This is a genomic window from Amycolatopsis rubida (assembly GCF_900115345.1).
GTDB lineage: Bacteria > Actinomycetota > Actinomycetes > Mycobacteriales > Pseudonocardiaceae > Amycolatopsis > Amycolatopsis rubida.
On the sequence record NZ_FOWC01000002.1, the window covers coordinates 961,940 to 985,591 of the forward strand.

A 23,652-nucleotide genomic window follows, 5' to 3' on the forward strand; every position below is an offset into this window, starting at 1 on the left:
CTGGATTGCCCGGAACGAACAGCGAAGTCCAGGTTGGACACTGCGGCGGGGCGAGCGAAAGGGCATGGTTCCGACGTCGCGCGGGCAGGATCTGGACGCTCAGGCGCCTCACGGGAACGTCAATTCCCGGTCAAGTTCCAGAACGGCGAATGTTCCGGAACAGGACCGGTGGCGCCGCCGTCGCCGTCGTCGGCTCGTGGCATAGCCTGGGGTCAGCGCAGGGCCGGGAAACGGGCAGCTAGGCCATACCGCCGGTATCACCGCTGGTCAGAGGTCTGGTCCACCGGTTCCCCGTCCGGCGGAGCGGTACGGGCAGGCCGTACCGCGGGTACCGCTCGACCGAACTAAATGTCATGCGGTCGAGTGGCTGCTTCGTGCTGTCCTCGGCAGTGCCAACAAGATCGTGACAAGTACGGGCTACGGTGTGCCTCGTGACCGCGATACGCGATCGCCAGAGCGATCCTGATGCCGATGACGCCCCCGTGCCGTGGGACGAGCGTCTCGTCGTCGGCACGAGGCGCGGCCTGCCCTGGTGGGCGGCTGTGCTCGTGGGCTTCGGCTTGGCAGTGCTCGGCGCCATCATCGACGAGAAGTCCACCGGCAGCCTCGGTTTTGTTTTCAAGGCGGGCTACTTCCTCGGGGCCGTGATCGCGGTCGGTGCCGTGCAAAGACGCGGGCTGTTCGGTCCGATGGTGCAGCCGCCGCTGGTGCTCGCCGTCACCGTGCCTGGCGTAGTACTGCTGACCGGCGGGGGTCCGGAAGCGAGCGACACCCTGTCGAAGCTGCTCAACATCGGGACGCCGCTGATCAAGGGCTTCCCGACGATGGCGGTCACCACTGGCGTCACTCTGCTGTTCGGCTTCTTCCGGATCTACCGCGAACGCGACCCGGACGCGCCGGTCAAGATCAAGGACGGCAAGGTTCCGCGCACTCGGGACGAGGACGACGACAAAGCCGCCAGCCGTCCGCGCTCGCGGCCGCCTGCCGGTCGCGCCGGGCAGTCCGGCCAGACGCCGCCTCCGGGCAACCGTCGCCGTCCGCCGCGGGATCGGGGTCTCGACGCTCCTCCGCCGCGACGGCCGCGTCCGCCTGGCGAGCCGGGTGCCCGGCCGCGGCGTGAGCCGATGGACCCGAACGCTCCGCGCGGTGGTCGCAAGCCGCCGGAGGGGCGTCGTCCCCGGCCGCCGGAGGGCGATCCGCGCCGTCGTGATCCGCGGGGTGACGCACCGCCGCCGCGTCGTCGGCCGCGTGGGGACGAGCCGCCGCCTGGGCGTCCGCGTCCGCCTCGGCGGGAACCGCCCCGCCGTCAACGTCCTTGGGAAGACGAGGGCTGACCGAGTAGCGCAGGAAACTGGACGACGCGACGAGGGCTGAGCGAGCACGCGAGGCACGCCGGAGTCGGACAGCACAAGGCAAACGAGAAAGGCCGCCGACCCCCGCACTGGGGGTCGGCGGCTTTTTCGTTGCGGCTAAAGGGATTCTCTCGTCCCGGGTCGTGGCTCAGCACGAATTACCGCACAGCTCAGCGACCCAAGCATTCCGGAAGCTCTCCCGTCGCGCGCGCAGCAGCTCTCACGACTCCGCGGTACAAGCTTTGCAGGCGCGCACCAAAAGCACCCGTCCGGACTTCCCCGGCCCAATACCGCAGCACCTAACGAAAGCCCGCGGCAAGGCAAGAGAAAAAACCTCAGGACTCCGACTTCACAGCCTTCCGAAGCTCCTTCGGCAACGCGAACGCGATCTTCTCGTTCGCCGTAGTCACCTCGTCCACCTGCCCGTACCCGCGCTCGGCCAGCCACTTCAGCAGGTCCATCACCAGCACGTCCGGCACCGAGGCCCCGGACGTGACCCCGACCGTCGAAACGCCTTCCAGCCACGCCTCGTCGACCTCCGAAGCGAAGTCGATCAGGTGCGAAGCCGACGCGCCGGCCTTCAGCGCGACCTCCACCAGCCGCTTCGAGTTCGACGAGTTCTTCGAGCCGACGACCAGCACCAGATCGCATTCCGGGGCCATCGCCTTGACCGCGACCTGGCGGTTGGTGGTGGCGTAACAAATGTCGTCGCTGGGCGGGTCGGCCAAGGTCGGGAAGCGATCGCGCAGCTGGTCGACGCGTTCCATCGTCTCGTCCACCGACAGGGTGGTCTGCGACAGCCAGATCACCTTCGACGGATCGCGCACGTCGACCTTGTCGACGTCCTCGGGCTTGTCGACCAGCTGCACCTTGTCCGGCGCTTCGCCCGCCGTGCCCTCGACCTCCTCGTGGCCCTCGTGGCCGATGAGGAGGATGTCGTAGTCGTCCTTGGCGAAACGGTTGACCTCTTTGTGGACCTTGGTGACCAGCGGGCAGGTCGCGTCGATGGTGCGCAGGTTCCGCTCGGCGGCCTCGGCGTGCACCGCCGGCGAGACGCCGTGCGCGGAGAACACCACGAGCGCGCCCTCGGGCACCTCGGAGGTCTCGTCGACGAAAATCACGCCGCGTTCGCGCAGGGTATCGACGACGTGCCGGTTGTGCACGATTTCCTTGCGCACGTACACCGGCGGCCCGTACAGCTCAAGCGCCTTCTCGACGGCGACGACCGCGCGATCAACGCCGGCGCAATACCCGCGCGGCTTCGCGAGCAGCACGCGTTTGGCGGCGCCGGACCGGGAGATCGTCGGGGTACCGGCGGGTTCGGTTCCGGGACTCGCAGAAGTCATGCCTCCAGGGTACGGGCAGTGCCGATCCGGGGTTGAAGTCCTCGTTCGGATGATGGCGGCGGCCATTCAGGCTGTGCCGGGCGTCACGTCCGGCGCCCCAGGCCACCCGTTCGGTTGGGCAGAACAGCCCTGATACGGCACGCTGGACCCATGAAGCCACTCCCGCTCCCCCTCCGGGTCGCCGCGGGCCTCGCCGTCACCACCGCCGAGCGGGTTCGTGAGCTCCCGAAGCAGCTCACCGGCCTGCCGGTCACCGTCGTGAGCCAGGTGCTGCAGCTGTCCATGCGCGTCCAGCAGCAGGTCACCGAGCTGGCCATCAAGGGCGACGACGCGCTGTCGATGCTGCGCCCGGTCGAGGACACGCCCAGCTGGGCCACGTTCGACGAGGACGCCGAACCCGAGTTCACTCCGTCCCGGCCCACGCTCGTGCCGGTCGACGACCTGCCCGAACCGCGCACCAACGGCCACCGGGCGCAGCCGCCGGACACCATCGACGATCCGTGGGTCGAGGAGACCCGCGCGCTCGCCGAGGAGCACTCCGAGGGCGAGAACGACAGCTCCGGCCCGGCCGGGCTGGGCAATTACGACGAGCTGACCCTGCCGCAGCTGCGCGCTCGGCTGCGTCGGCTGACCGTGCCCCAGCTGGAAGAGCTGCTGGAGTACGAGAAGGCCAACGCCGACCGCGCGTCGTTCGTCGGCATGCTCGCGCGGCGGATCGGCAATGCGCGCAAGGCCGAGGAACAGCCGGGCGACCCCGCGGAAGGCCAGTGAGCAACGACCCCGCCACCAGCGCGGAGAACCCGTGGCCGGTCCGCACTGTCGCGCGCAAGATCGGCGACTGGGTCCACCGGCTCGGCGACGTCTGGGTCGAAGGCCAGGTCACGCAGATGAACGCGCGGCCCGGCACGCAAACCGCGTTCCTGACCCTGCGCGACCCGTCCGCGGACGTCTCGATGTCCGTCACCTGTCCGATGTGGCTGGTGCGCGAGCTGCCGACGCCGCTGCGCGAAGGCGACCGAGTGGTCATCCACGCCAAGCCGTCGTTCTTTTTCGGCCGCGGCACGCTGAGTCTGCGCGCGGACCAGATTCGCGCAGTCGGCATCGGCGAACTGCTCGCGCGGATTGAACGGCTGCGCAAATTACTGGCTGCCGAGGGAATGTTCGCCCGCGAGCGGAAGCGCCCGATTCCCTTTCTGCCCAAGGGAATCGGGCTGATCACCGGACGTGCGTCAGCGGCTGAGCGGGACGTGCTGGCGAACGCGCAGGCGCGCTGGCCGCACGTGTTGTTCAAGGTGCTGAACACCGCCGTGCAGGGTTCGCAGGCGGTGCCGCAGATCCTCCGCGCACTGTCCATATTGGACAAAGACCCGGACGTCGACGTGATCGTCATCGCCCGCGGCGGCGGCAGCGTCGAGGATCTGCTGCCGTTCTCCGACGAAGCGCTGTGCCGGGCGGTCGCGGCCGCGGGGACGCCGATCGTCAGCGCGATCGGGCACGAACCGGACACCCCGCTGCTCGACCACGTCGCCGACCTGCGCTGCTCCACTCCGACCGACGCGAGCAAGCGCATCGTGCCGGACGTCCGCGAGGAAACCGCGCGGGTGCGGCAGATGCGCGACCGCGGCCGGCGCGCGCTGCACGGCTGGGTCGACCGGGAGACGCGGCTGCTGACCCAGCTGCGCAGCCGTCCGTCGCTGGCCGATCCGCTGGGTCCGATCGAACGCCGCCTCAGCGATATCGAGATGCACCGCGAACGCGGCCGTCGCGCGATGCTCAGCCTGCTCGCCAAGGACCAGGCGGAAGTCGCGAACGCGCGAGGCAAGCTGGCCGCGCTCGGCCCCGCGGCCACGATGGAGCGCGGATACGCCGTCGTCCAGTTCACGGATTCCGCAGGCAACCTCCACGTGCTCCGCTCCGTCTCCCAGGTCGAGGACGGAGCGCAGCTGCGCGTACGGGTCGCCGACGGAGCGGTCCACGCGGTGGCCGAGTCCGTCGAGCCGACGACACCCGTACCGGAAGGAGACCGGCCGTGATGCACCGGGCCCCGGCGTTCCTCCCGCTCACGGTGGACGCCGCCGCCCGGCTCGATGCCGGTCTTCTCCTGCGGCAGGCCCTGGTCACCGACCGCGCGGCCGACGAATGCTGGACAGCGCTGCTCGCCGGCTGCGGCACTGCGGCCCGGCGCGGGCTGGCACCGCAGCTCAGGCGGCTGTCCGAGGCGACGTCCGAGCACGTCGGCGTCCGGTGGTGGTTCGCCGAGGGGACCGGGCATCGGCGACGCGTGGCGAGCGCGCAGGAGAACCTCGAGGACGCCATCGCCGACGGTGACGGGCAGGAGTTCGCGCTGGCGTTCGTCGGATATGACCACGCGATGGCCAGCGCGGTGGTCGCCTGCCCACAGCGGGCCAGACCCGGTTCCCGGGGAATGTCGGCCGAGCGCGGTAGTCTGCGCCGACAGCCCCGTGCACCACAAGGTCGGAGAACGTGAGCGAAGCAGACACCGCCGGACTCGGTTACGAGCAAGCCCGCGATCAGCTCGTCGAGGTCGTGAAGGAGCTGGAGGCCGGCGGGCTTTCCCTGGAGCAGTCTCTTGAGCTCTGGGAGAAGGGCGAGCGGCTCGCCAAGGTGTGCGAACGGCATCTGGAAGGCGCCCGCGAGCGGATCGAGGCCGCGCTGGCCTCGGTGGAGACCGACGACGCAGAGTGACGTGCACCATGCGTGGCTGAATCGGTCAGGTGGTTCCGGGATCTGACAGACTGGGCACCCGCTGACGAACCGTGTTCCGGGAGGCCACCATGACCACCGCCAGTGACCGCAGCCGACGCGAAGCGCCTGATCGCAACCTCGCCATGGAACTGGTGCGGGTGACCGAGGCAGCCGCGATGGCGGCCGGCCGCTGGGTCGGCCGCGGCGACAAGATCGGCGGCGACGGGGCTGCCGTCGACGCGATGCGCCAGCTCGTCTCCACCGTCTCGATGCGCGGCGTCGTCGTCATCGGCGAGGGCGAAAAAGACGAAGCGCCGATGCTGTTCAACGGCGAAGAGGTCGGCAACGGCGACGGCCCGGACTGCGACGTCGCGGTCGACCCGGTCGACGGCACCACGCTCATGGCGAAGGGCATGCCGAACGCGCTGGCCGTGCTCGCCGTCGCCGAACGCGGCGCGATGTTCGACCCGTCCGCGGTGTTCTACATGGAGAAGCTGGCCGTCGGCCCGGACGCGGCGGGCAAGGTGGACATCTCCGCCCCGGTCGCGGAGAACATCCGGCGCGTGGCGAAGGCGAAGAACTCCAGCGTCAGCGACGTGACGGTCTGCATCCTCGACCGGCCGCGGCACGAGCAGCTGATCAAGGAGGTCCGCGAGGCGGGCGCCCGGATCCGGTTCATTTCGGACGGCGACGTCGCCGGCGCGATCGCCGCGGCCCGGCCGACCACCGGCGTCGACATGCTGCTCGGGATCGGCGGCACGCCCGAGGGCATCATCGCCGCGTGCGCGATGAAGTGCCTCGGCGGCGAACTGCAGGGCAGGCTGTGGCCGAAGGACGAGGCGGAGCGCGAGAAGGCGCTCGCCGCGGGCCACGACCTCGACCGGATCCTGCTGAACGACGACCTGGTCACCGGCGACAACGTGTTCTTCTGCGCGACCGGTGTCACCGACGGCGACCTGCTGCGCGGCGTCCACTACCGGGCGGGCGGCGCGACGACGCAGTCGATCGTCATGCGGTCCAAGTCCGGGACGGTCAGAATGATCGACGGCTACCACCGGCTCGAGAAGCTGCGGGCGTACTCGTCCGTCAACTTCGACGGCAACCTCGACCTCGACGAGGACGAGCGCGCGGTGCCTCCGCTTCCCTGATCTGCCAAGGAGTTTCCCGGTGTCGAAACGGCTGTTCGCACTGGTGCTGACTGTCCTCGCCGGAGTCGTGCTCAGCGCGGGCAGCGCGGTGGCCGGGCCGTCCATCGTCGGCGGGACCGACGCGGACCAGCCGTACCCGTTCGCGGTGTCTCTGCACACCTCGGGCGGCGCGCTGTTCTGCGGCGGCTCGCTGATCACGCCGACCTGGGTGGTCACCGCGGCGCACTGCCTGTCCGCGAAGGACCCGGCGACGATCGGGTTGCGCGTCGGCAGCAACGACGCGGAAGCGGGCGGCGAAACTCCGAAAGCGGCGGAATTCGTGCTGCACCCGCATTTCAACGCTGAAACGCAAACCGGCGACGTCGGCCTGATCCGGCTGACCGCACCGGTGAAGGCCGCGCCGATCGCGATCGGCGGTTCGGCGTCGCCGGGCACGGCCGTCCGGGTGATCGGCTGGGGCCAGACGTGCGCGACGCCCAATTGCGGCCCGGTGTCGAAGACGTTGCGCCAGCTCGACACACACCTGGTGGCGGGCGCGAAATGCACGGCGGCGTTCGACGGAACCTCCGAGCTGTGCACGGAAAGCCCCGGCGGATCCGGTTCGTGCTACGGCGATTCCGGCGGCCCGGAACTGATCCGCGACGGCGACCGGTGGGTGCTGGCCGGGATGGTCAGCCGCCCGGGCAACCGCTCGTCGACGTGCGGATCGGCTCCGTCGATCGCGACCTCGGCGGTGGCGTATCAGCCTTGGCTGGCGGAGAAAACCGGCTGATTCACTCGACGTTGCTCGAATGCCCCGGGAACAAATGCGCCTCGGGATTCAACGCCACCGCGATGTTGTTCACCGCCGTGGCCGCCTCGCCGAACCCAGTCGCGATCAGCTTCACCTTCCCCGGATACGCCGCCACATCCCCGGCCGCGTAAACGCGCGGCCGCGCCGTCGCCATCGTCGAATCCACCGAAATCGCGCGGTGATCGATTTCCAGCCCCCAGCTTTCGATCGGCCCCAGATCCGCGGTAAAGCCCAACGCCGCGACCACAGCGTCCGCGCGCAGCTGTTCGTCCGCACCGCCCGTTACCGTCACGTCGACCGCCGCCAGGGAACCGTCCGGGGCTTCGACAAAACGGGCCACCTCGGCGTCCGTGACCAACCGCACGCCCAGCTCCCGCACCTGCCGCACGATCGATTCCGCGGCCCGGAACCTCGCGCGACGGTGCACGAGCGTCACGCTCGCCGCGACCGGATGCAGCGCCAGGCACCAGTCGAAGGCCGAATCCCCGCCGCCGACCACGACGACGTGCTGGCCCGCGTGGGCCGCGAGTGCCGGGACGAAATGGACCATCCCGCGACCGAGCCAGCCGTCTCCGGCGGGCAGCGGACGGGGCGTGAACTCGCCGATGCCCGCGGTGATCAGTACCGCGCCCGCGCGCAGCACGTCGCCGCCGTCGAGAGTCAGTTCGAGACCGCCCTCGACGCTCTCCAGCTTCTCCGCCTTGCGGCCGAGCAGGTAGTCCGGCTTCCACGGGGCGGCCTGGTCCACCAGGCCCTGCACGAGATCCCGGCCGCGGACCGCGGCGAACCCGCCGACGTCGTAGATCATCTTCTCCGGATACATCGCGGTGACCTGGCCGCCCGGTTCGGGCAGCGAATCGACGACGGCCATCGACAGGCCGCGGAATCCCGCGTAGTAGGCGGCGAAGAGACCGGTGGGACCGGCTCCGATGACGACGAGGTCGTAATCCATGAGGCTCGCTCCATGCCAGTGGTGGGTGGCGGTGATCGAGAACACAGCCGAGCTTACCGAGGTGGGCGACAACACCCAGCCGTAAACCGAAATCGGGGCCAGAATCGGGGTATGGCTGAACAGGAATACCGGATCGAACACGACACGATGGGTGAGGTCCGCGTCCCGGTCGACGCGCTCTACCGCGCGCAGACGCAGCGTGCCGTCGAGAACTTCCCCATCTCCGGCCGCGGTCTCGAGCGCGCCCAGATCCGCGCGCTGGGCCTGTTGAAGGCCGCCGCCGCCCGCGTGAACGCGCGCCTCGGCGTCCTGGACGCCGACGTCGCCGACGCGATCGCGAAGGCCGCCGACGAGGTCGCCGAGGGCCGCCACGACGAGCACTTCCCGATCGACGTCTTCCAGACCGGCTCGGGCACGTCGTCCAACATGAACGCGAACGAGGTCATCGCGACGCTGGCCACTCGCGCGCTCGGCCGCGACGTGCACCCGAACGACCACGTCAACGCGTCGCAGTCGTCCAACGACACCTTCCCGACGACGATCCACGTCGCCGCCACCGAAGCCGTTCTCACCGACGTCGTCCCCGCGCTGGAGCACCTCGCCGGCGCGATCGAGGCGCGCGCCGAGGAGTGGCAGGACGTCGTCAAGTCCGGCCGCACGCACCTGATGGACGCCGTGCCGATCACGCTCGGCCAGGAGGCGGGCGCGTGGGCCGCGCAGATCCGGTTCGGCATCGAGCGGCTGCAGTCCGGCCTGTCACGGCTGGGCGAACTGCCGATCGGCGGCACCGCGGTCGGCTCCGGCCTGAACGCGCCCGACGGCTTCGGCGCGGCGGTCTCGGCCGAACTGGCGCAGCTCACCGGGTTGCCGCTCACCGAGGCACGCAACCACTTCGAGGCGCAGGCGACGCAGGACAGCGTGGTCGAGACGTCCGGGCACCTGCGCACGGTCGCGGTGTCGCTGAACAAGATCGCGAACGACCTGCGCTGGCTGGGTTCCGGCCCGCGCACCGGCTTGGCCGAGCTGGCTTTGCCGGACCTGCAGCCGGGTTCGTCGATCATGCCGGGCAAGGTCAACCCGGTCATCCCGGAGGCGACGCTGCAGGTCGTCGCGCAGGTCGTCGGCAACGACGCGGCGGTCGCGTTCGCCGGCGCGGCGGGCAACTTCCAGCTCAACGTGAACCTGCCGGTCATCGCGCGCAACGTGCTCGAATCGGCGCGGCTGCTCGCCGCCGTCTCGCGACTGCTGGCGGACAAGGTATTCGCCGGGGTCACCGCGAACGTCGAGCGCGCGCGGCAGTACGCCGAAGGCTCGCCGTCGATCGTCACGCCGCTCAACAAGTACATCGGCTACGAGGAAGCGGCCGCGGTGGCGAAGCAGGCGCTCAAGGAACTCAAGACGATCCGCGAGGTCGTGCTGGAGCGCGGGTACGTCCGCGACGGCAAGCTCACCGAAGCGCAGCTGGACGAGGCGCTCGACGTGCTGCGGATGGCGCGCGGCGGCAAGTAGCGCTCAACCGATCGTAGCGGCTCGTTCGGACATTTCCGGGCGAGCCGCTTCGCGTTTCCACAGTCCACATGCGACTCCCGCGGCGACCAGGGTGACCCCAGCCAGATCCTTGAGCTCGAACTGTTGCGCGCCGATCAATACCGCGACAGCCAGTCCGGACACCGGCATCAGCCCGATCAACACGCCCGCCCGGTCCGCGCCCAACTCGACGACGCAGCTGTACCAGAGCACAAAAGCCACTGCGGTCACCACGACGGCCAGCACCAGCAACGCGACGAGTTCGCGTGCGTCCGGCCACCGCCAGGCCCCGCCCGGATCGACCACCGTCCCGACCACGGAACCGCTTGCCGCAGCGGTGAAACAGCCCCACGTCGAGGTGGCCAACGGCCCGAGCCGCCGCAGCAATCCCACCGCGAGCAGGGTGAACGACGCCTCGCACAACATCGCCAGCGCAGCCAGCAACAGCCCTGGCGCGGAAGCGGATCCGCCGCCGGACAGCACCACGATGCCGAGCCCGGCCAGTACCGATCCGGCGACCGGAGCGGCGGACGGACGGCGACCGTCGAGCATCGGCGCGAGCACCGCGAGCACGAGCGGGCTGGCCCCGAGAAACGCCGCTACCGCACTGGGCTCCGCGTAGCGCTGCGCCAGCAGCAGACAGGCCTGGAACCCGATCATCCCGGTCGCGGCGAGCCCGAGCAGGGTTGGCAGATCGCCCAGTTTCGGCCTCGGCAGCGGACTGCGCGTGACCTTCGCCCAGCCCAGCAGCAGAAGGCCGCCCAGCGCGTACCGCAACGCCTGCCCGGTGATCACCGGATATCCGTCCAGCATGCCGGTGACCGGCACCGATCCGCCGACCAGCACCGCACCGGCCACCCCTGAAAGCACCATCGACCGTTTCACGCCGCTCAGTCTTCAGCCGAGAGTGGTCTATCCAGAAGGACCACTCAACCCTGGCCCAACTGGACCACTTCGCCGTATTGTCGAGGTCGTGGAAACCATCCGCGAACTGCTCCTGCCCGCCGCCACCGGAGGGCACCGGGGCCGCGCCGTCGAGGTCGCGTTGCGCGACGCGATCCGCACCGGACGGCTGGCAGCCGGCACCCGGCTGCCATCGAGCCGCGATCTCGCGCGCCAGCTCGGGGTCGCGCGCGGCACCGTCACCGCGTTGTACGAGCAGCTCACCGCTGAGGGTTACCTGCTGAGCAAGCACGGGTCGGGCACTCGCGTCGCGCCGGTCGACGGTCCTGCGCCGAATCCTCGGGTCAGTGCAGCGAAAACGCCGACCTGGGAGTTCGACCTGCGCCCCGGACTGCCCGCGTTGTCGGCGTTCCCCCGGGCCGAATGGCTTGCCGCCGAACGAGAAGCCCTGAACGCGACGCCCGACCTAGGTCTCGGCTACCCCGATCCGACCGGCCATCCGGCGTTGCGGGCGGAACTGGCCGCCTACCTCGGGCGCGTCCGGGCGTTGCCGACGAACCCGGACGACATCGTGATCACCAGCGGAGCCGCGGAAGCGTTGTCGTTGCTGGCCGACGCCTTGCCGGACCAGCGCATCGCCGTCGAAGACCCGAGCCACCACGGCCAAGCGAACCTGCTTCGCGAGCACGGACTGGCTCCGGCCGGAATCCCGGTCGACGACAAGGGCATCAACGTCGACGCACTGACCACTTCAGACTGCTCCGTCGTTTTGGTGACCGCCGCACACCAGTTCCCGCTCGGCGTCGCGTTGCATCCGGAACGCCGTCGGCAACTGCTTTCCTGGGCGGCGGACACCGGCGGGCTCATCCTGGAAGACGACTACGACGCCGAGCATCGCTACGACCGGCCCGCACTGGGCGCGATGCGTGCGCTCGCACCGGATCACGTCGCCTACATCGGCAGCGTCAGCAAAGTACTCGCACCAGCGCTGCGGATCGGCTGGCTGATTCCCCCGAGACGACTGCGCGACGCCGTGGCCCGGATCAAGGAAATGCATGACCTCGGCTGCCCGCCGCTCCCGCAAGCCGCGCTCGCGCAGCTGATCGCCACCGGCGGTTACGACCGGCATCTGCGCCGCACTCGACGGCTGTACCGCGCTCGTCGCGACGCGCTTATCGAAGCCCTGACCCAACGTCTTCCGCAGTGGCAGCCGGTCGGGATCGCCGCCGGACTGCACCTGGTCGTCCGGCTCCCGGACGGCATCGATGACCTACGGCTGCAGGAAAAACTCGCCACGGCAGGCGTGCACGCTCCGGCTTTGTCGACTTATTCCCATGCTTCAGCCGGATATCCGGGTCTCGTGCTCGGGTACGCCGCGCTCCCGCCGGACCGGCTCCGCGCCGCCGTCGAGCGGATCGCGTCGGCCGGTTGAACCGCTGGTGAACACCTGGTGCACCAGGGAGGGGTCCCCCGGCTGACGCTTAGGGTTGTTCTCCTCGGGAGCGGGCAAGGGGGAGGCGACCGTGAGCTTCGGGGAAATAGTGCGAACACTCGCCGACGTGCTCACGTCCAGCCGCGGCATCGTGCCCATCGCCGTCGTCGCGGGCGCGACCATCCTCGCCCCGATCATCGACCGCTACGTAATCCGCCGCAGGCGGGTGATCTACCGGGAGCTCTACAACTCCAAAATCGGCCTCAACCCGGTCACGCTCAGCGACTCGGACAACGGTGCGGTACAAGCGGATCCGGAACTCGTGCGGACCGTGCAACTGCTGGAACCGCTCAGCGTGGTCGTGATCCGCATCCGCAACACCGGCAGCTTCGACATCGGCCCCGACGACTGGGAACACCCGCTGCAGTTCACCTTTGGCAGACGGGTGGTGTGGGACGCGCGCGTGTCCGACGCCAAGGACGGCTTGCGTGAAGTGGTCCGGAACGGGCTCGAATTCTTTACTCATGATCAGCCTACGCCGGAAAACGGAACCGCGCGACTGTCCGGCGTGCGAGCGTTGCTGCCGCAGCGGCTCACCGCACTGCTGCGGCAATCCGACGCACCGGCCGCCGCGGCACCGCAATGGCACGGCGTCCGCCTCGAACAGCTTTCGCTGAAACGACGGGAAAAGTTCAAACTCGTCGTCGTGCTGCGCGAGCCGGACAGCTGGCGCGGCGGGCCGTTGTCGAAGGAACTGGACGTCACCGGAAGGCTCAGCGGCGGGCGGATCAAAGACGAACGCAAACAGCGCTGGCTGTCGTGGCCGGTGGTCACGGGAGCGATCGGAGTGCTGCTGACCGGGGCATTGCTGAGCATGCTCCTCGTCGCCGTGTCGCGCGGGTCCGAACCCGGCTGCGGCAACGGATCCCTCGCAGTGCACGGATCCAGCGCGTTCGCGCCGATCATGACCAGCGTCGCAACCGAGTACCAGAAGCGGTGTCCTGGCGCGACGATCACGACCCAAGCGGACGGAAGCGTGTCCGCGGTGCGCGAACTGGGGCCGTTGCCCGCGGAACAAAAAGACAGCATGGCAGTGCTTTCCGACGGCAAGGCTTCCGACGCCGGGCCGGATCTGGTCCCGCAACCGGTCGCAGTGCTCGTGTACAGCTTGGTAGTAAACAAGACCGTCGGCGTCGACCGGCTGAGCGGCGAGCAGGTGCGCGAGATCTTCAGCGGGAAGTACACCAACTGGGCACAACTGCGTGAGGGCCCGTCGATCCCGGTCCGGATCGTCGGGCGCGGGCAGGAATCGGGTACGCGCAAAACGTTCGAGGAGAAAGTGCTGGGCGCGGCCGAGCCGGGACTGTCGTCGGACGACTGCCGGACGCCGACTCGCGACCCGCACGCCACAGTGGTGCGCTGCGAACGCGGCAAGACCGACGAACTGCTGCGCGCCGTCGGCGACACCCCCGGCGCCATCGGCTACGCGGACGTGCCCGCGGCCAAGATCGCCGCGGCGCACGGCCGGCTCGCGATGGCGAAGCTCGACGACCGCTACCCCGACGTGACCAGCGTCGACGCCGGCTATCGCTTCTGGACGGTCGAGTATCTCTACACCAAGGGCGTGCCGGAGAACGATTCGCTGCTGAAACAGTTCATCGACTACCTGCGCAGCAGCACGGCGCGGGCGGAACTGCAGGACGCAGGGTACACGCCGTGTGTGACGAAACAGGGGCTGCTGGACCAGTACTGCACTCGTCCGGATGCCTGACCAGCTCTTTTTCACCCGGTCGAGGCTGGGGCGGGAGTTTTTGTCGGTGGCGGGGGCGATGATGGCCGGGTGTTGTTCACCGACCTCGTCACCGCCTCCGCCGAACTGGCGGCCACGCGGTCACGGAAAACGAAGATCGCCGTGCTGGCCACCGTGCTGCGCGCGGCCGAACCCGGCGAACTGCCCGCGGTGATCGCGTATCTCACCGGGCAGACCGCACAGGACCGGCTCGGTGCCGGCTGGCGCACGCTCGCCGATCTCGCCGTCGAACCCGCGGCCGCGCCTGCCGTCTCCGTGGCGGAGGTCGACGTCGCGCTCACGGAAGTCGCGGCCGCGGCGGGCGCGGGGTCGGTGAAGCGACGGGCGGAGGTGCTCACCGCTTTGTTCGCCCGGCTGACCCGTGCCGAGCAGGAGTTCGTGTTCCGGCTCGTCACCGGAGAGCTGCGGCAGGGCGCGATGGAAGGCGTGATGGTCGACGCGGTCGCGGCGGCGGCCGAGGTGGGCCTCGACCAGGTGCGGCGCGCGTTCATGCTGTCCGGACGGCTGCCGGTCACCGGGCAGGCGGCGCTGACCGGGGGCGCGGCGGCGCTCGCGGAATTCGGGCTGGAACTGGGCCGTCCGGTGCGGCCGATGCTCGCCTCGCCTGCGGAATCGCTGGAGGAAGCCGTGACCGAGCACGGCAACGCGATCGTCGAGTACAAAATGGACGGTGCACGGATCCAGGTGCACCGGCAGGGTTCGGAAGTGCGCGTGTACACGCGCACGCTGCGGGAAATCACCGGCAGCGTAGGCGAATTGGTCGAACTGGTGCGGGCGCTGCCGTGCGAATCGGTGGTGCTGGACGGCGAAACCCTCGCGCTCACCGACGAGGGGCGGCCGAGGCCGTTCCAGGAAACGATGAGCCGGTTCGGCAGCACGCGGGACGAACAGGTGCGGGCGTTGCTGCTGCGGCCGTACTTCTTCGACTGCCTTCATCTGGACGGGGTCGATCTGCTCGACGCGCCGTTGTCCGAACGCAACGAGGCGCTGCGCCGGGTGGCGGGCGAGCACGTGATCCCCGGCTCGGTCCGACCGGAATCGCCGGCGGCGGTGCTCGACGCGGCGATGGACGCCGGGCACGAGGGCGTGATGGTGAAGGATCTCGATTCGGTCTACGCGGCCGGACGGCGCGGGCGCGCGTGGCTGAAGGTGAAACCAGTGCACACCATCGATCTGGTGGTGCTGGCGGCGGAATGGGGGCATGGGCGGCGCACCGGGAAACTGTCGAACCTGCACCTCGGCGCGCGCGATCCGGACGGCGGGCCGCCGATCATGGTGGGCAAGACGTTCAAGGGCCTCACCGACGAACTGCTGGCCTGGCAGACCGAGCGGTTCCAGGAGATCGAGACGCACCGCGACCGGTGGACCGTCCATGTGCGACCGGAGACGGTGGTCGAGATCGAACTGGACGGGGCGCAGGTCAGCACGCGGTATCCGGGCGGGCTGGCGCTGCGGTTCGCGCGGGTGGTGCGGTACCGGCCGGACAAGGAGCCCGGCGAGGCCGACACCATCGACACCGTCCGGGGGTTGCTGCGCGGCAGCCGTCCGGCGCTGGACTCCGGCCAGGCCGAGCGGCCCGGTGCGGAGGAGGCGTCCGGATGAGGTTCGCCGCGCCTGCCCTCCGGATGAGTGGGCACATTACGGACATCGGGCAGTTTTTCCCGTTGTGCTCAGGAAAACGCCCGACGAAAGTCGATGTCGCACCCGTGGCCGCGTGCCCGAGAGTGGGAGCACTGGCCTGCGTCGATAGGAGAAAAGCATGACGTTCCGGGTGAAATCAGCCGTCCGGCGAGCCGGGCGGCCGATGACCCTGCTGGCGGGCGTGGCGCTCGCCGCCACCGTGGTGGCGGCACCGGCCAGTGCCGCGCCAGCCCCACCGCCACAGCCGTCACGACACCACTTCTCGGCTGCCGCGCAGTCGTTCGTCGGCGCGACGACGGTGCGCGAGCGGGTGGCGCGGCTCAACGCGGCGATGGCCAAGCTGCCGAAGGAAAGCGGCGCGTACAACGCGACGAAGCTGTGGAACCAGGGCATCACCGGAGCCGGGTCCACCGTGGCCACGCTGGTGTCGTTCGGCGACGACAAGGTCAAGCAGGTGCTGGACGAGTACTCCCGGCAGCACGGTTTGCCACCGGCGAACGTCGAGGTGCTGCAGCCGTCCGGTGCGGTGCCCGCGTGCACCGATCCCGGGGTGGACACCGCCGCCTGCCAGTCATGGGGCGGGGAAACCGATCTCGACGTCACGATGATGCACGCGATGGCTCCGGGCGCGAAGATCGTCGTCGCGGCCACCCCGGTCGCCGAGACGCAGGGCTTCGCCGGTCTGCCGGAAATGATGCACGCCGTCGACTACCTGACCGAGCACCGGATCGCCGACGTGGTCTCGATGAGCTTCGGCACCACCGAGGAGAACTTCCCGTCGTTCGAGTCGATCAAGACCCTCGACCCGGCGCTGGAGCGGGCGAGCAAGGCGGGCGTCACGCTGGTGGCCTCGTCGGGTGACGACGGTCCGACCGGGGCGTATCTGCAAGGCCCCGGCAGGTATCCGTACCGCGTGGCGAGCTGGCCTGCCAGCGACCCGAACGTCACCGCGCTCGGCGGCACCCAGCTGCACCTGGACGCGAACGGCGTCCGCACCCAGCCGGACGACCTGGTCAACGCGGCCGACAACGGGTTCAGCGAAGGTGCGGGCCTGTCGAAGGCGTACGCGCGGCCGTCCTGGCAGAACCACGTCAAGAAGATCACCGGCAGCACGATGCGGGCGTATCCGGACATCAGCATGGAAGGCGTCCAGGGCACGTCGCAGTCGGCACCGTTGTTCGCCGGGGTGCTGGCGTTGGCAGTGCAGGCCAAGCACGGGCGGCTGGGCCAGATCAACCCGGCGCTGTACTCGAAGCTGGGCCCGAAGGGCACCGCGGCCGGGATCGTCGACGTCACCAAGGGCGACAACAGCCAGTTCGACGTCGAAGGCTTCAAGGCCGGTCCGGGCTACGACATCGCGAGCGGCTGGGGCACGATCGACGCGTCGGTCTTCGTGCCGGCGCTGGTGAAGGCGGTGCGGTGATGCGGTAGCCCCCGCGCCGCGAGCGGGCATCCGGGCAAGTTCACCCGGCCCGGCTCGATCGAGCATGGTCGTGTCGGGCCGGGCGGACCATCCCGGAGCCGTACTGTCAGCGGCATGTCCTCGAAAGCGTTGGCCCGGCTGTGGTTCGGGGTGACCGCGGTCGTTGTGCTGGCCGCGCTCGTGATCCAGATCGTCGCGCTGGTGCCGCCGCAGGGACGGTACGTCAGCTTCGGCGGACGAGTGGCGAATCTGTTCACCTATTTCACGATCATCTCGAACGTCCTCGTCCTCGTCACCAGCGCGGCCTTCGCTCGCGGACGCGGCTCCTCGCCGCTGATGCGTGTGCTGTGGCTCGACGCACTGGTCGGGATCGTGGTCACCGGCGTCGTCTACCAGGTCGCGCTCGCCGGGCTGTACGAGCTGCACGGGCTCAGCCTTGCCGCGGACATCCTGCTGCACCGCGTCACCCCGGTGCTGTGCGTGCTCGGCTGGCTGATCTTCGCTCCGCGGGTGCTGGAATGGCGCACCGTCTGGTGGTCGCTCGGCTATCCCTTGGTGTGGCTGGTTTTCACGCTCGTCCGCGGTGCGATCGACGGCTACTACCCGTATCCGTTCGTCAACGCCGACGACCTCGGCTACGGACAGGTCGCGCTGAACTGCCTGCTCATTGGCGTCTTCTTCATCGCGCTCGCCAGCGGTGCCCGGGTCGCCGACCGGCGGCTCACCCGCGCACCCGCCGAAACGCGTTCAGCGGATCGCTGAGCCCGGCCTGGGCGAGCGCCCGCCACGCGCCGCGCTTCAGGTCCACCGGTTTGCCCGCGGCGACGCGGTGCATCTGCTGGGTGTGCCACTGGATCTCGAGCAGGCTGTCGGCGAGCCGGATTCCCGTGTGCGGGCAACGCCGTTCGGCTCGCACGTCCTCGCCCGCGAGCAGTCGTCCCGGCAACGCGGGGTCCACAGTGAACGGACGGCCGATCCCGATCACGTCCAGCGCACCGGATTCCAGCGCCTGCGCCATCCCGGCCGCTGTGGCGAACCCGCCGGTGACCATCAACGCGACGTCGCTGATCTGGCGGGCTTTCGCCGCGTAGTCCAGGAAATACGCCTCCCGCCGCTGCGTGCTCGCCCGGCCGGACCCCATCATCACGGCCCGCTCGTACGTGCCGCCGGAAATCTCCAGCAGATCGATCCCGGTCTCGCCCAGTGCGCGGACCACCCGCAACGACTCGTCCTCGGCGAAGCCGCCGCGCTGGAAGTCAGCACTGTTGAGCTTCACCGAAACCGGCACGCGATCCCCCACCGCGGCCCGAACCGCGCGCACCACCTCAAGCAGGAACCGGCTGCGGTCGCGCCCCCACTCGTCGTCGCGACGGTTCACCAACGGCGACAGGAACTGCGAAATCAGGTACCCGTGCGCGCCGTGAATCTGGACCCCGGCGAACCCGGCGTCGACGAACGTCCGCGCCGACAACGCGAACCTCGCCACCACCGCTTCGATCTCGTCCCCGGTCAACGCCCGCGGCGCGGCGAACGCCGTCCGCACCCCTCGATCGCCGAACGGCACCGCCGACGGCGCGACCGGCTGGCGAGACAAATACCGAGGACTCTGCCTGCCGGGATGGTTGAGCTGCACCCACAGCTGCGCGTCCGTGCCGTCCACGGCCTGCCCCCACGACCGGTACGCCGCCGGGTCAGGCACAGTCGGCACCGCGACGTTGCGCGGTTCGCCGAGCGCGGTGGGATCGACCATCACATTGCCGGTCACCAGCAGGCCCGCACCCCCGCGTGCCCAGGTCCGGTACAGCTGCGCGAGCTCGGCGGAAGGCGCGTTCCGACGGTCGCCGAGTTGCTCGCTGAGCGCCGACTTCGCGAGCCGATGCGGCAACACGGCCCCGCAGTGCAGCTTGAGCGGTTCGGCGAGCAGATCCCGGGGGTCGGTCATGAGCAGTCCCGTCGTCGCGGCTAACTTACCGCGAGTAAGGATACTCGAAAGTAGGTACCGGCGGTATGCCTCGCGGGCCACTAGGGTCTGCGGCATGACGGCCATAGTGCAGAACCTGGTCACGTCGGGCGTATTCGAGCTCGACGGCGGCAGCTGGGACGTGGACAACAACGTCTGGATAGTCGGCGACGGCTCCGAGGTGATCGTGATCGACGCCGCGCACGACGCGGACGCCATCGCGGACGTAGTCGGAGACCGCACGGTCCGCGCGATTGTCTGCACCCACGCGCACAACGACCACGTCAACGCCGCCCCCGCGCTGGCCGACCGCACCGGCGCCCCGATCCTGCTGCACCCGGCCGACCGCGTCGTCTGGGACCTGACCCACCCGGACCGCGCCCCCGACGGCGACCTGGCCGACGGACAGGTCATCACCGTCGCGGGCACCGACCTCACCGTGCTGCACACGCCAGGCCACGCCCCCGGCGCGATCTGCCTGCACAGCCCCGACCTGGAAGTCCTCTTCACCGGAGACACCCTGTTCCACGGCGGCCCCGGCGCGACCGGCCGCTCGTACTCCGACTACCCGACCATCGTGAAGTCCATCCGCGACCGCCTCTTCCCCCTCCCCGACGCGACGATCGTCCGCACCGGCCACGGCGAAGCGACGACCATCGGCAAGGAAAAAGCCGCGTCGGCCGACTGGCCCGCCGCCTGACCGCCCCTGGATCTCGCCGGGCGGGCCGACCTGGCTGCCGGCCCGCCCGGCGAGTTCCGCAACCAACTGCCGGAAGCGTTTGCGCCTAGCCTGAACAGCCCGTTCGACGCTCGCCTGCCCACACCGACACGCGCCGGATCCGCGCGTGAGACCGCCGCAACCGCCCGGCTCACGGCCCCGCACACTGGTTCGGCTCCCTTCACGGTCGCAGCTCAAACCGCACCACGCGATCGCCCGGCCTCGACCGGCCGCCACCGTGAGCCACCCCGCCGAACCAAGCGGCCAGCCCATCGGCGCAGGCACAACTCGGCCCGGTCAGCCGAAACAGGCCGCACCTTGCTACGGGGCCAGCCGAGGAACCTCCGGAACCACCCGAACCCGCTCCCGGGCCTCCGCCGCAAGCGATTGCGCCCACCGCTGCAACCCGGCCACGTCCACTCCGTGCGGCGGCTCCTCCCGGAACGGCGCGATGTTCTCCGCACCGCGCTCCAGCAGCGCGACCGCCCCGCTCCCGTTCCCCCGCAACGCGTGGGTCAGCCCCACCGCCAACTGGGCCAGGCCGCGCCACAGCTCGCGCTCCGGCCCGTCCGTCGCCTTCCACGCGTCCTCGAAGACCTCGTGGGCGTGGAACGGGCGGCCGGCGTCCAGCAGGTCCTGCGCCTCGGCGAGAGTCTCCTCCGGGGTCCGCTGCACGCCTTCGGGCTGGCGCGGCACGCCGTCGGAGCCGTACGGCAACGGGCGGCCCAGACCATCACGAGGGCGGGCGTTGCGGGCCCGCCCCTGGTCGTCGCGATCACGGCTGTCCACCTGGCCATTGTCCCACGTGCCACGCCGGGTTAGCGTCTCGTGCGCAAGCCACGTAGCCTGGTGACTCGTGCGCTTTCTGGATGGGCACGTGCCCGCTCACGACCTGACCTACGACGACGTGTTCCTGCTGCCGAACCGTTCGGACGTGGAATCCCGCTTCGGCGTCGACTTGTCCACGGTGGACGGCACTGGCGCGACGATCCCCTTGGTGGTGGCCAACATGACGGCCGTCGCCGGGCGCCGGATGGCCGAGACCGTCGCCCGCCGCGGCGGGCTCGTCGTGCTCCCGCAGGACGTCGACACGGCCGCGGTGACCGAAATCGTCTCCTGGGTGAAGTCCCGCCACGCCGTCTGGGACACGCCGCTGGTCCTCACCGGCGGCGACGCGGTGGCCGACGCCCTCAACCTCGTGCACAAACGAGCGCACGGCGCGGTCGTCATCGTCGACGGCGACGGCAAGCCGGTCGGTGTCGTGGACGAGGCCGCCTGCGCCGGCGTCGACCGCTTCGCGCGGCTGGCCGACGTTGCCGAGCCCGCCGTCGTCGCTGTGCCGCTGGACACGCCGCCGCGCGAGGTCTTCGAACTCCTGCACAGCCACGGCGGACGGCTCGCTCTCGGTCTCGACACCGAGGGTCGCCTCGCCGGTGTCCTCACCGCGGTAGGCGCGCTGCGTTCGGATATCTACACCCCGGCCGCCGACGCTGACGGGAAACTGCGCGTCGCCGCCGCGGTCGGCGTGAACGGCGACGTCGCGGCGAAAGCCGAAGCGGTGCTGGCCGCGGGCGTCGACACGCTGGTCGTCGACACCGCGCACGGGCACCAGGAAAAGATGATCGCCGCGCTCAAGGCGGTTCGTTCGGTGTCGCCGAAGGTGCCGGTCGTGGCGGGCAACGTCGTGACCGCCGAAGGCACCCGCGACCTCATCCACGCGGGCGCGGACGTCATCAAGGTCGGCGTCGGCCCCGGCGCGATGTGCACGACGCGGATGATGACCGGCGTCGGCCGCCCGCAGTTCTCCGCGGTCGCGGAATGTGCCGCTGCCGCCCGTGAACTGGGCAAACACGTGTGGGCGGACGGCGGTGTCCGGCACCCGCGCGACGTCGCGCTGGCGCTGGCCGCGGGCGCGTCGGCGGCCATGGTCGGCTCGTGGTTCGCCGGCACCCACGAATCCCCCGGCGACCTGCGTTACGACGAGCAGGGCCGGCCGTACAAGGAGTCGTTCGGGATGGCGTCGAAGCGCGCCGTTGGAGCCCGCACGCGCACGGACAACGTCTTCGACCGCGCGCGCAAGGCGCTGTTCGAGGAGGGCATCTCCACGTCGCGGATGGCGCTGGACCCGGCCCGGCCTGGCGTTGAAGACCTGATCGACTCGATCTGCTCGGGCGTCCGCTCGTCCTGCACGTACGCGGGCGCGCGCACGCTTGAGGAGTTCCACGAGCGCGCGGTGCTGGGCGTGCAGTCGGCGGCTGGGTTCGCCGAGGGGCGTCCGCTGCCGTCTGGCTGGTAGGGGCCTCGTGAGTGGCAATCACGGTTCTCCCCGTGATTGCCACTCACGACCAGCTCAGCCGTGGTCCTCCAACATCTCCGTCACCAGCGCCGCGATCGGCGAGCGCTCCGAACGGGTCAGGGTCACGTGCGCGAACAGCGGGTGCCCCTTCAGCTTCTCGATCACCGCCGAGACGCCGTCGTGCCTGCCGACGCGCAGGTTGTCCCGCTGGGCGACGTCGTGCGTGAGCACCACCCGCGACGCCGAGCCGAGCCGTGAAAGCACGGTCAGCAGCACGTTGCGCTCCAGCGACTGCGCCTCGTCCACGATCACGAACGTGTCGTGCAGCGAGCGGCCCCGGATGTGGGTCAGCGGCAGCACTTCGAGCATGCCGCGGTCGAAGACCTCGTCCAGCACGTCCTGGCTGACCAGCGCGCCGAGCGTGTCGAACACCGCCTGCGCCCACGGCTGCATTTTCTCGCTCTCGGACCCGGGCAGATAGCCGAGATCCTGGCCGCCGACCGCGTAGACCGGGCGGAACACCACGACCTTGCGATGCTGCTGGCGTTCCATCACCGCTTCCAGGCCCGCGCACAGCGCCAGCGCCGACTTGCCGGTGCCCGCGCGCCCGCCGAGCGAAACGATGCCGACGTCGGAGTCCAGCAGCAGGTCGAGCGCCACGCGCTGCTCAGCCGAGCGGCCGTGCAGGCCGAACGCCTCGCGGTCGCCGCGCACCAGCCGCACCCGCTTATCCGCCGTGACCCGGCCGAGCGCGCTGGAGCTGCCCGCGAGCAGCCGCAGCCCGGTGTGGCACGGCAGTTCGCCCACCTCGCCGAGACCGAACTCCGCCGGATCCGCCGAACCGCCCGAGAAGAGCGCGTCGATCAGTTCCTGCGGCGCGTCCACGTCCGCCATGCCCGTCCAGCCCGACGGCGTGACCTCCTGTGCCCGGTACTCGTCCGCGGTGAGCCCGACCGCGCCCGCTTTGACCCGCAGCGGGATGTCCTTCGTCACCAGGGTGACCGCCGGCTGCTCCGTCGCGAGGTTGAGCGCGCACGCGAGGATGCGGTGGTCGTTCGAGTCGGTGCGGAAGCCCACCGGGAGGACGGACGGGTCGGTGTGGTTCAGCTCCACCTGGAGCGTGCCGCCCTGGTCGCCGATCGGGATCGGGGCGTCGAGCCTGCCGTGCTTGAGCCGGAGGTCGTCCAGCAGCCGGAGGGATTCCCTGGCGAACCAGCCCAGTTCGGAGTGGTGGCGCTTGGCCTCCAGTTCGCTGATGACGACCAGCGGGAGCACCACCGCGTGTTCGGCGAACCGGGTGACCGCCCACGGGTCGGAGAGCAGCACCGACGTGTCGAGCACATAAGTGATGCGTGGGGATTCGGGCGAGATCGAGGCTTTCTCCGGCGCTTGAGCACCGGTCGAAGAACGGCCTGAGGCCTTGCGGGGTGAACGCTGCGCAGTCACGACGGCATCTCCCTCGAGGGCGTGTGCACCCCACGCCCGCACTCGCTGGGCCGGGCACCTCCCTGGCTGGGTCCGCACTCCCTGACGCTGGCTGCGTCAGGCGGCACGGCCACGAGGGCCGGGTGCCGGCCCCCTCGTGCATCTCGTGGGCGGCTGAGCCGCCCCCTCGATCAACGCCACGACCAGGGCCTCCCGCGAG

General features: G+C 70.1%; 21 protein-coding genes. 15 read left to right on the forward strand and 6 right to left on the reverse strand.

The features are described from left to right. Positions 1–431 precede the first annotated feature (431 nt). Entirely contained in the window at positions 432–1,334 is a 903-nt protein-coding gene (locus BM362_RS13430; RefSeq protein WP_167545279.1) for a DUF6542 domain-containing protein, read from the forward strand. Positions 1,335–1,687: 353 nt separating this feature from the next. Here the strand turns inward: BM362_RS13430 and BM362_RS13435 are convergent, their stop codons facing one another. Continuing rightward, complete coding sequence (locus tag BM362_RS13435) at positions 1,688–2,698, reverse strand: 4-hydroxy-3-methylbut-2-enyl diphosphate reductase (protein ID WP_167545280.1); 1,011 nt, start codon at positions 2,696–2,698, stop codon at positions 1,688–1,690. Between the two features lie 150 nt (positions 2,699–2,848). On the opposite strand from BM362_RS13435, the gene BM362_RS13440 reads away from it, so the two are divergent. The 6 genes from BM362_RS13440 to BM362_RS13465 all read left to right on the forward strand — a co-directional run bounded on the left by BM362_RS13440 (position 2,849) and on the right by BM362_RS13465 (position 7,324). After that, positions 2,849–3,469, forward strand: coding sequence for a lipid droplet-associated protein (locus BM362_RS13440; protein WP_067575921.1), 621 nt, complete (start codon positions 2,849–2,851; stop codon positions 3,467–3,469). Then, positions 3,466–4,731, forward strand: coding sequence for an exodeoxyribonuclease VII large subunit (xseA, locus tag BM362_RS13445; protein ID WP_067575919.1), 1,266 nt, complete (start codon positions 3,466–3,468; stop codon positions 4,729–4,731). The genes BM362_RS13440 and xseA overlap by 4 nt, the downstream gene beginning before the upstream one ends. Further along, entirely contained in the window at positions 4,731–5,186 is a 456-nt protein-coding gene (locus tag BM362_RS13450; protein WP_093573295.1) for a hypothetical protein, read from the forward strand. Before xseA ends, BM362_RS13450 begins: the two co-directional genes overlap by 1 nt. After that, on the forward strand, positions 5,183–5,404 hold the full coding sequence (locus BM362_RS13455; protein ID WP_067575915.1) for an exodeoxyribonuclease VII small subunit: 222 nt from the start codon (positions 5,183–5,185) through the stop codon (positions 5,402–5,404). Before BM362_RS13450 ends, BM362_RS13455 begins: the two co-directional genes overlap by 4 nt. Before the next feature lie 89 nt (positions 5,405–5,493). Next, positions 5,494–6,552: a class II fructose-bisphosphatase gene (gene glpX / locus BM362_RS13460; protein WP_167545281.1), complete on the forward strand. Its 1,059-nt coding sequence runs from the start codon at positions 5,494–5,496 to the stop codon at positions 6,550–6,552. Positions 6,553–6,571: 19 nt separating this feature from the next. Further along, positions 6,572–7,324 carry a S1 family peptidase gene (locus BM362_RS13465; protein WP_093573296.1) on the forward strand — a complete coding sequence of 251 codons (753 nt, stop codon included), beginning with the start codon at positions 6,572–6,574 and terminating at the stop codon, positions 7,322–7,324. A gap of 1 nt (position 7,325) precedes the next feature. Here the strand turns inward: BM362_RS13465 and BM362_RS13470 are convergent, their stop codons facing one another. Further along, positions 7,326–8,297, reverse strand: a complete 972-nt coding sequence (locus BM362_RS13470) for an NAD(P)/FAD-dependent oxidoreductase (protein WP_067575911.1) — start codon at positions 8,295–8,297, stop codon at positions 7,326–7,328. A 111-nt stretch (positions 8,298–8,408) separates the two neighbouring features. Between BM362_RS13470 and BM362_RS13475 the strand changes: the two genes are divergently transcribed. Next, a complete protein-coding gene (locus tag BM362_RS13475; protein ID WP_067575908.1) occupies positions 8,409–9,806 on the forward strand; it encodes a class II fumarate hydratase in 1,398 nt (465 codons plus the stop codon). A 3-nt stretch (positions 9,807–9,809) separates the two neighbouring features. Here the strand turns inward: BM362_RS13475 and BM362_RS13480 are convergent, their stop codons facing one another. Next, positions 9,810–10,709 (reverse strand): DMT family transporter, encoded by a 900-nt coding sequence (locus BM362_RS13480; RefSeq protein WP_244287137.1) that lies wholly within the window; start codon positions 10,707–10,709, stop codon positions 9,810–9,812. Positions 10,710–10,797: 88 nt separating this feature from the next. Here BM362_RS13480 and pdxR point away from each other — a divergent pair, with 88 nt between their 5' ends. From pdxR to BM362_RS13505, 5 genes are all read left to right on the forward strand, one after another. Then, entirely contained in the window at positions 10,798–12,159 is a 1,362-nt protein-coding gene (gene pdxR / locus BM362_RS13485; protein ID WP_093573297.1) for a MocR-like pyridoxine biosynthesis transcription factor PdxR, read from the forward strand. A gap of 91 nt (positions 12,160–12,250) precedes the next feature. Then, positions 12,251–13,930 (forward strand): PstS family phosphate ABC transporter substrate-binding protein, encoded by a 1,680-nt coding sequence (locus tag BM362_RS13490; protein ID WP_093573298.1) that lies wholly within the window; start codon positions 12,251–12,253, stop codon positions 13,928–13,930. A 69-nt stretch (positions 13,931–13,999) separates the two neighbouring features. After that, positions 14,000–15,571: an ATP-dependent DNA ligase gene (locus tag BM362_RS13495; protein ID WP_093573299.1), complete on the forward strand. Its 1,572-nt coding sequence runs from the start codon at positions 14,000–14,002 to the stop codon at positions 15,569–15,571. Positions 15,572–15,728: 157 nt separating this feature from the next. Further along, positions 15,729–17,033 (forward strand): S53 family peptidase, encoded by a 1,305-nt coding sequence (locus BM362_RS13500; protein WP_232791466.1) that lies wholly within the window; start codon positions 15,729–15,731, stop codon positions 17,031–17,033. Between the two features lie 114 nt (positions 17,034–17,147). Further along, complete coding sequence (locus BM362_RS13505; RefSeq protein WP_067575900.1) at positions 17,148–17,795, forward strand: Pr6Pr family membrane protein; 648 nt, start codon at positions 17,148–17,150, stop codon at positions 17,793–17,795. On the opposite strand, the gene BM362_RS13510 is transcribed toward BM362_RS13505, so the two are convergent. Next, positions 17,755–18,975, reverse strand: a complete 1,221-nt coding sequence (locus tag BM362_RS13510; RefSeq protein ID WP_093573300.1) for an NADH:flavin oxidoreductase/NADH oxidase family protein — start codon at positions 18,973–18,975, stop codon at positions 17,755–17,757. The two genes, BM362_RS13505 and BM362_RS13510, sit on opposite strands and share 41 nt — an antisense overlap. Before the next feature lie 94 nt (positions 18,976–19,069). Here BM362_RS13510 and BM362_RS13515 point away from each other — a divergent pair, with 94 nt between their 5' ends. After that, on the forward strand, positions 19,070–19,693 hold the full coding sequence (locus BM362_RS13515) for an MBL fold metallo-hydrolase (RefSeq protein WP_067575896.1): 624 nt from the start codon (positions 19,070–19,072) through the stop codon (positions 19,691–19,693). Between the two features lie 339 nt (positions 19,694–20,032). On the opposite strand, the gene BM362_RS13520 is transcribed toward BM362_RS13515, so the two are convergent. Beyond that, positions 20,033–20,500, reverse strand: a complete 468-nt coding sequence (locus tag BM362_RS13520; RefSeq protein ID WP_067575894.1) for a DUF309 domain-containing protein — start codon at positions 20,498–20,500, stop codon at positions 20,033–20,035. Between the two features lie 67 nt (positions 20,501–20,567). Between BM362_RS13520 and guaB1 the strand changes: the two genes are divergently transcribed. After that, positions 20,568–22,007, forward strand: a complete 1,440-nt coding sequence (gene guaB1, locus BM362_RS13525; protein ID WP_067575893.1) for a GMP reductase — start codon at positions 20,568–20,570, stop codon at positions 22,005–22,007. Positions 22,008–22,061: 54 nt separating this feature from the next. Here guaB1 and phoH2 read toward each other — a convergent pair whose 3' ends face one another. Beyond that, entirely contained in the window at positions 22,062–23,348 is a 1,287-nt protein-coding gene (gene phoH2 / locus BM362_RS13530; RefSeq protein WP_093573301.1) for an RNA 5'-3' helicase PhoH2, read from the reverse strand. Between the last annotated feature and the right edge of the window lie 304 nt (positions 23,349–23,652).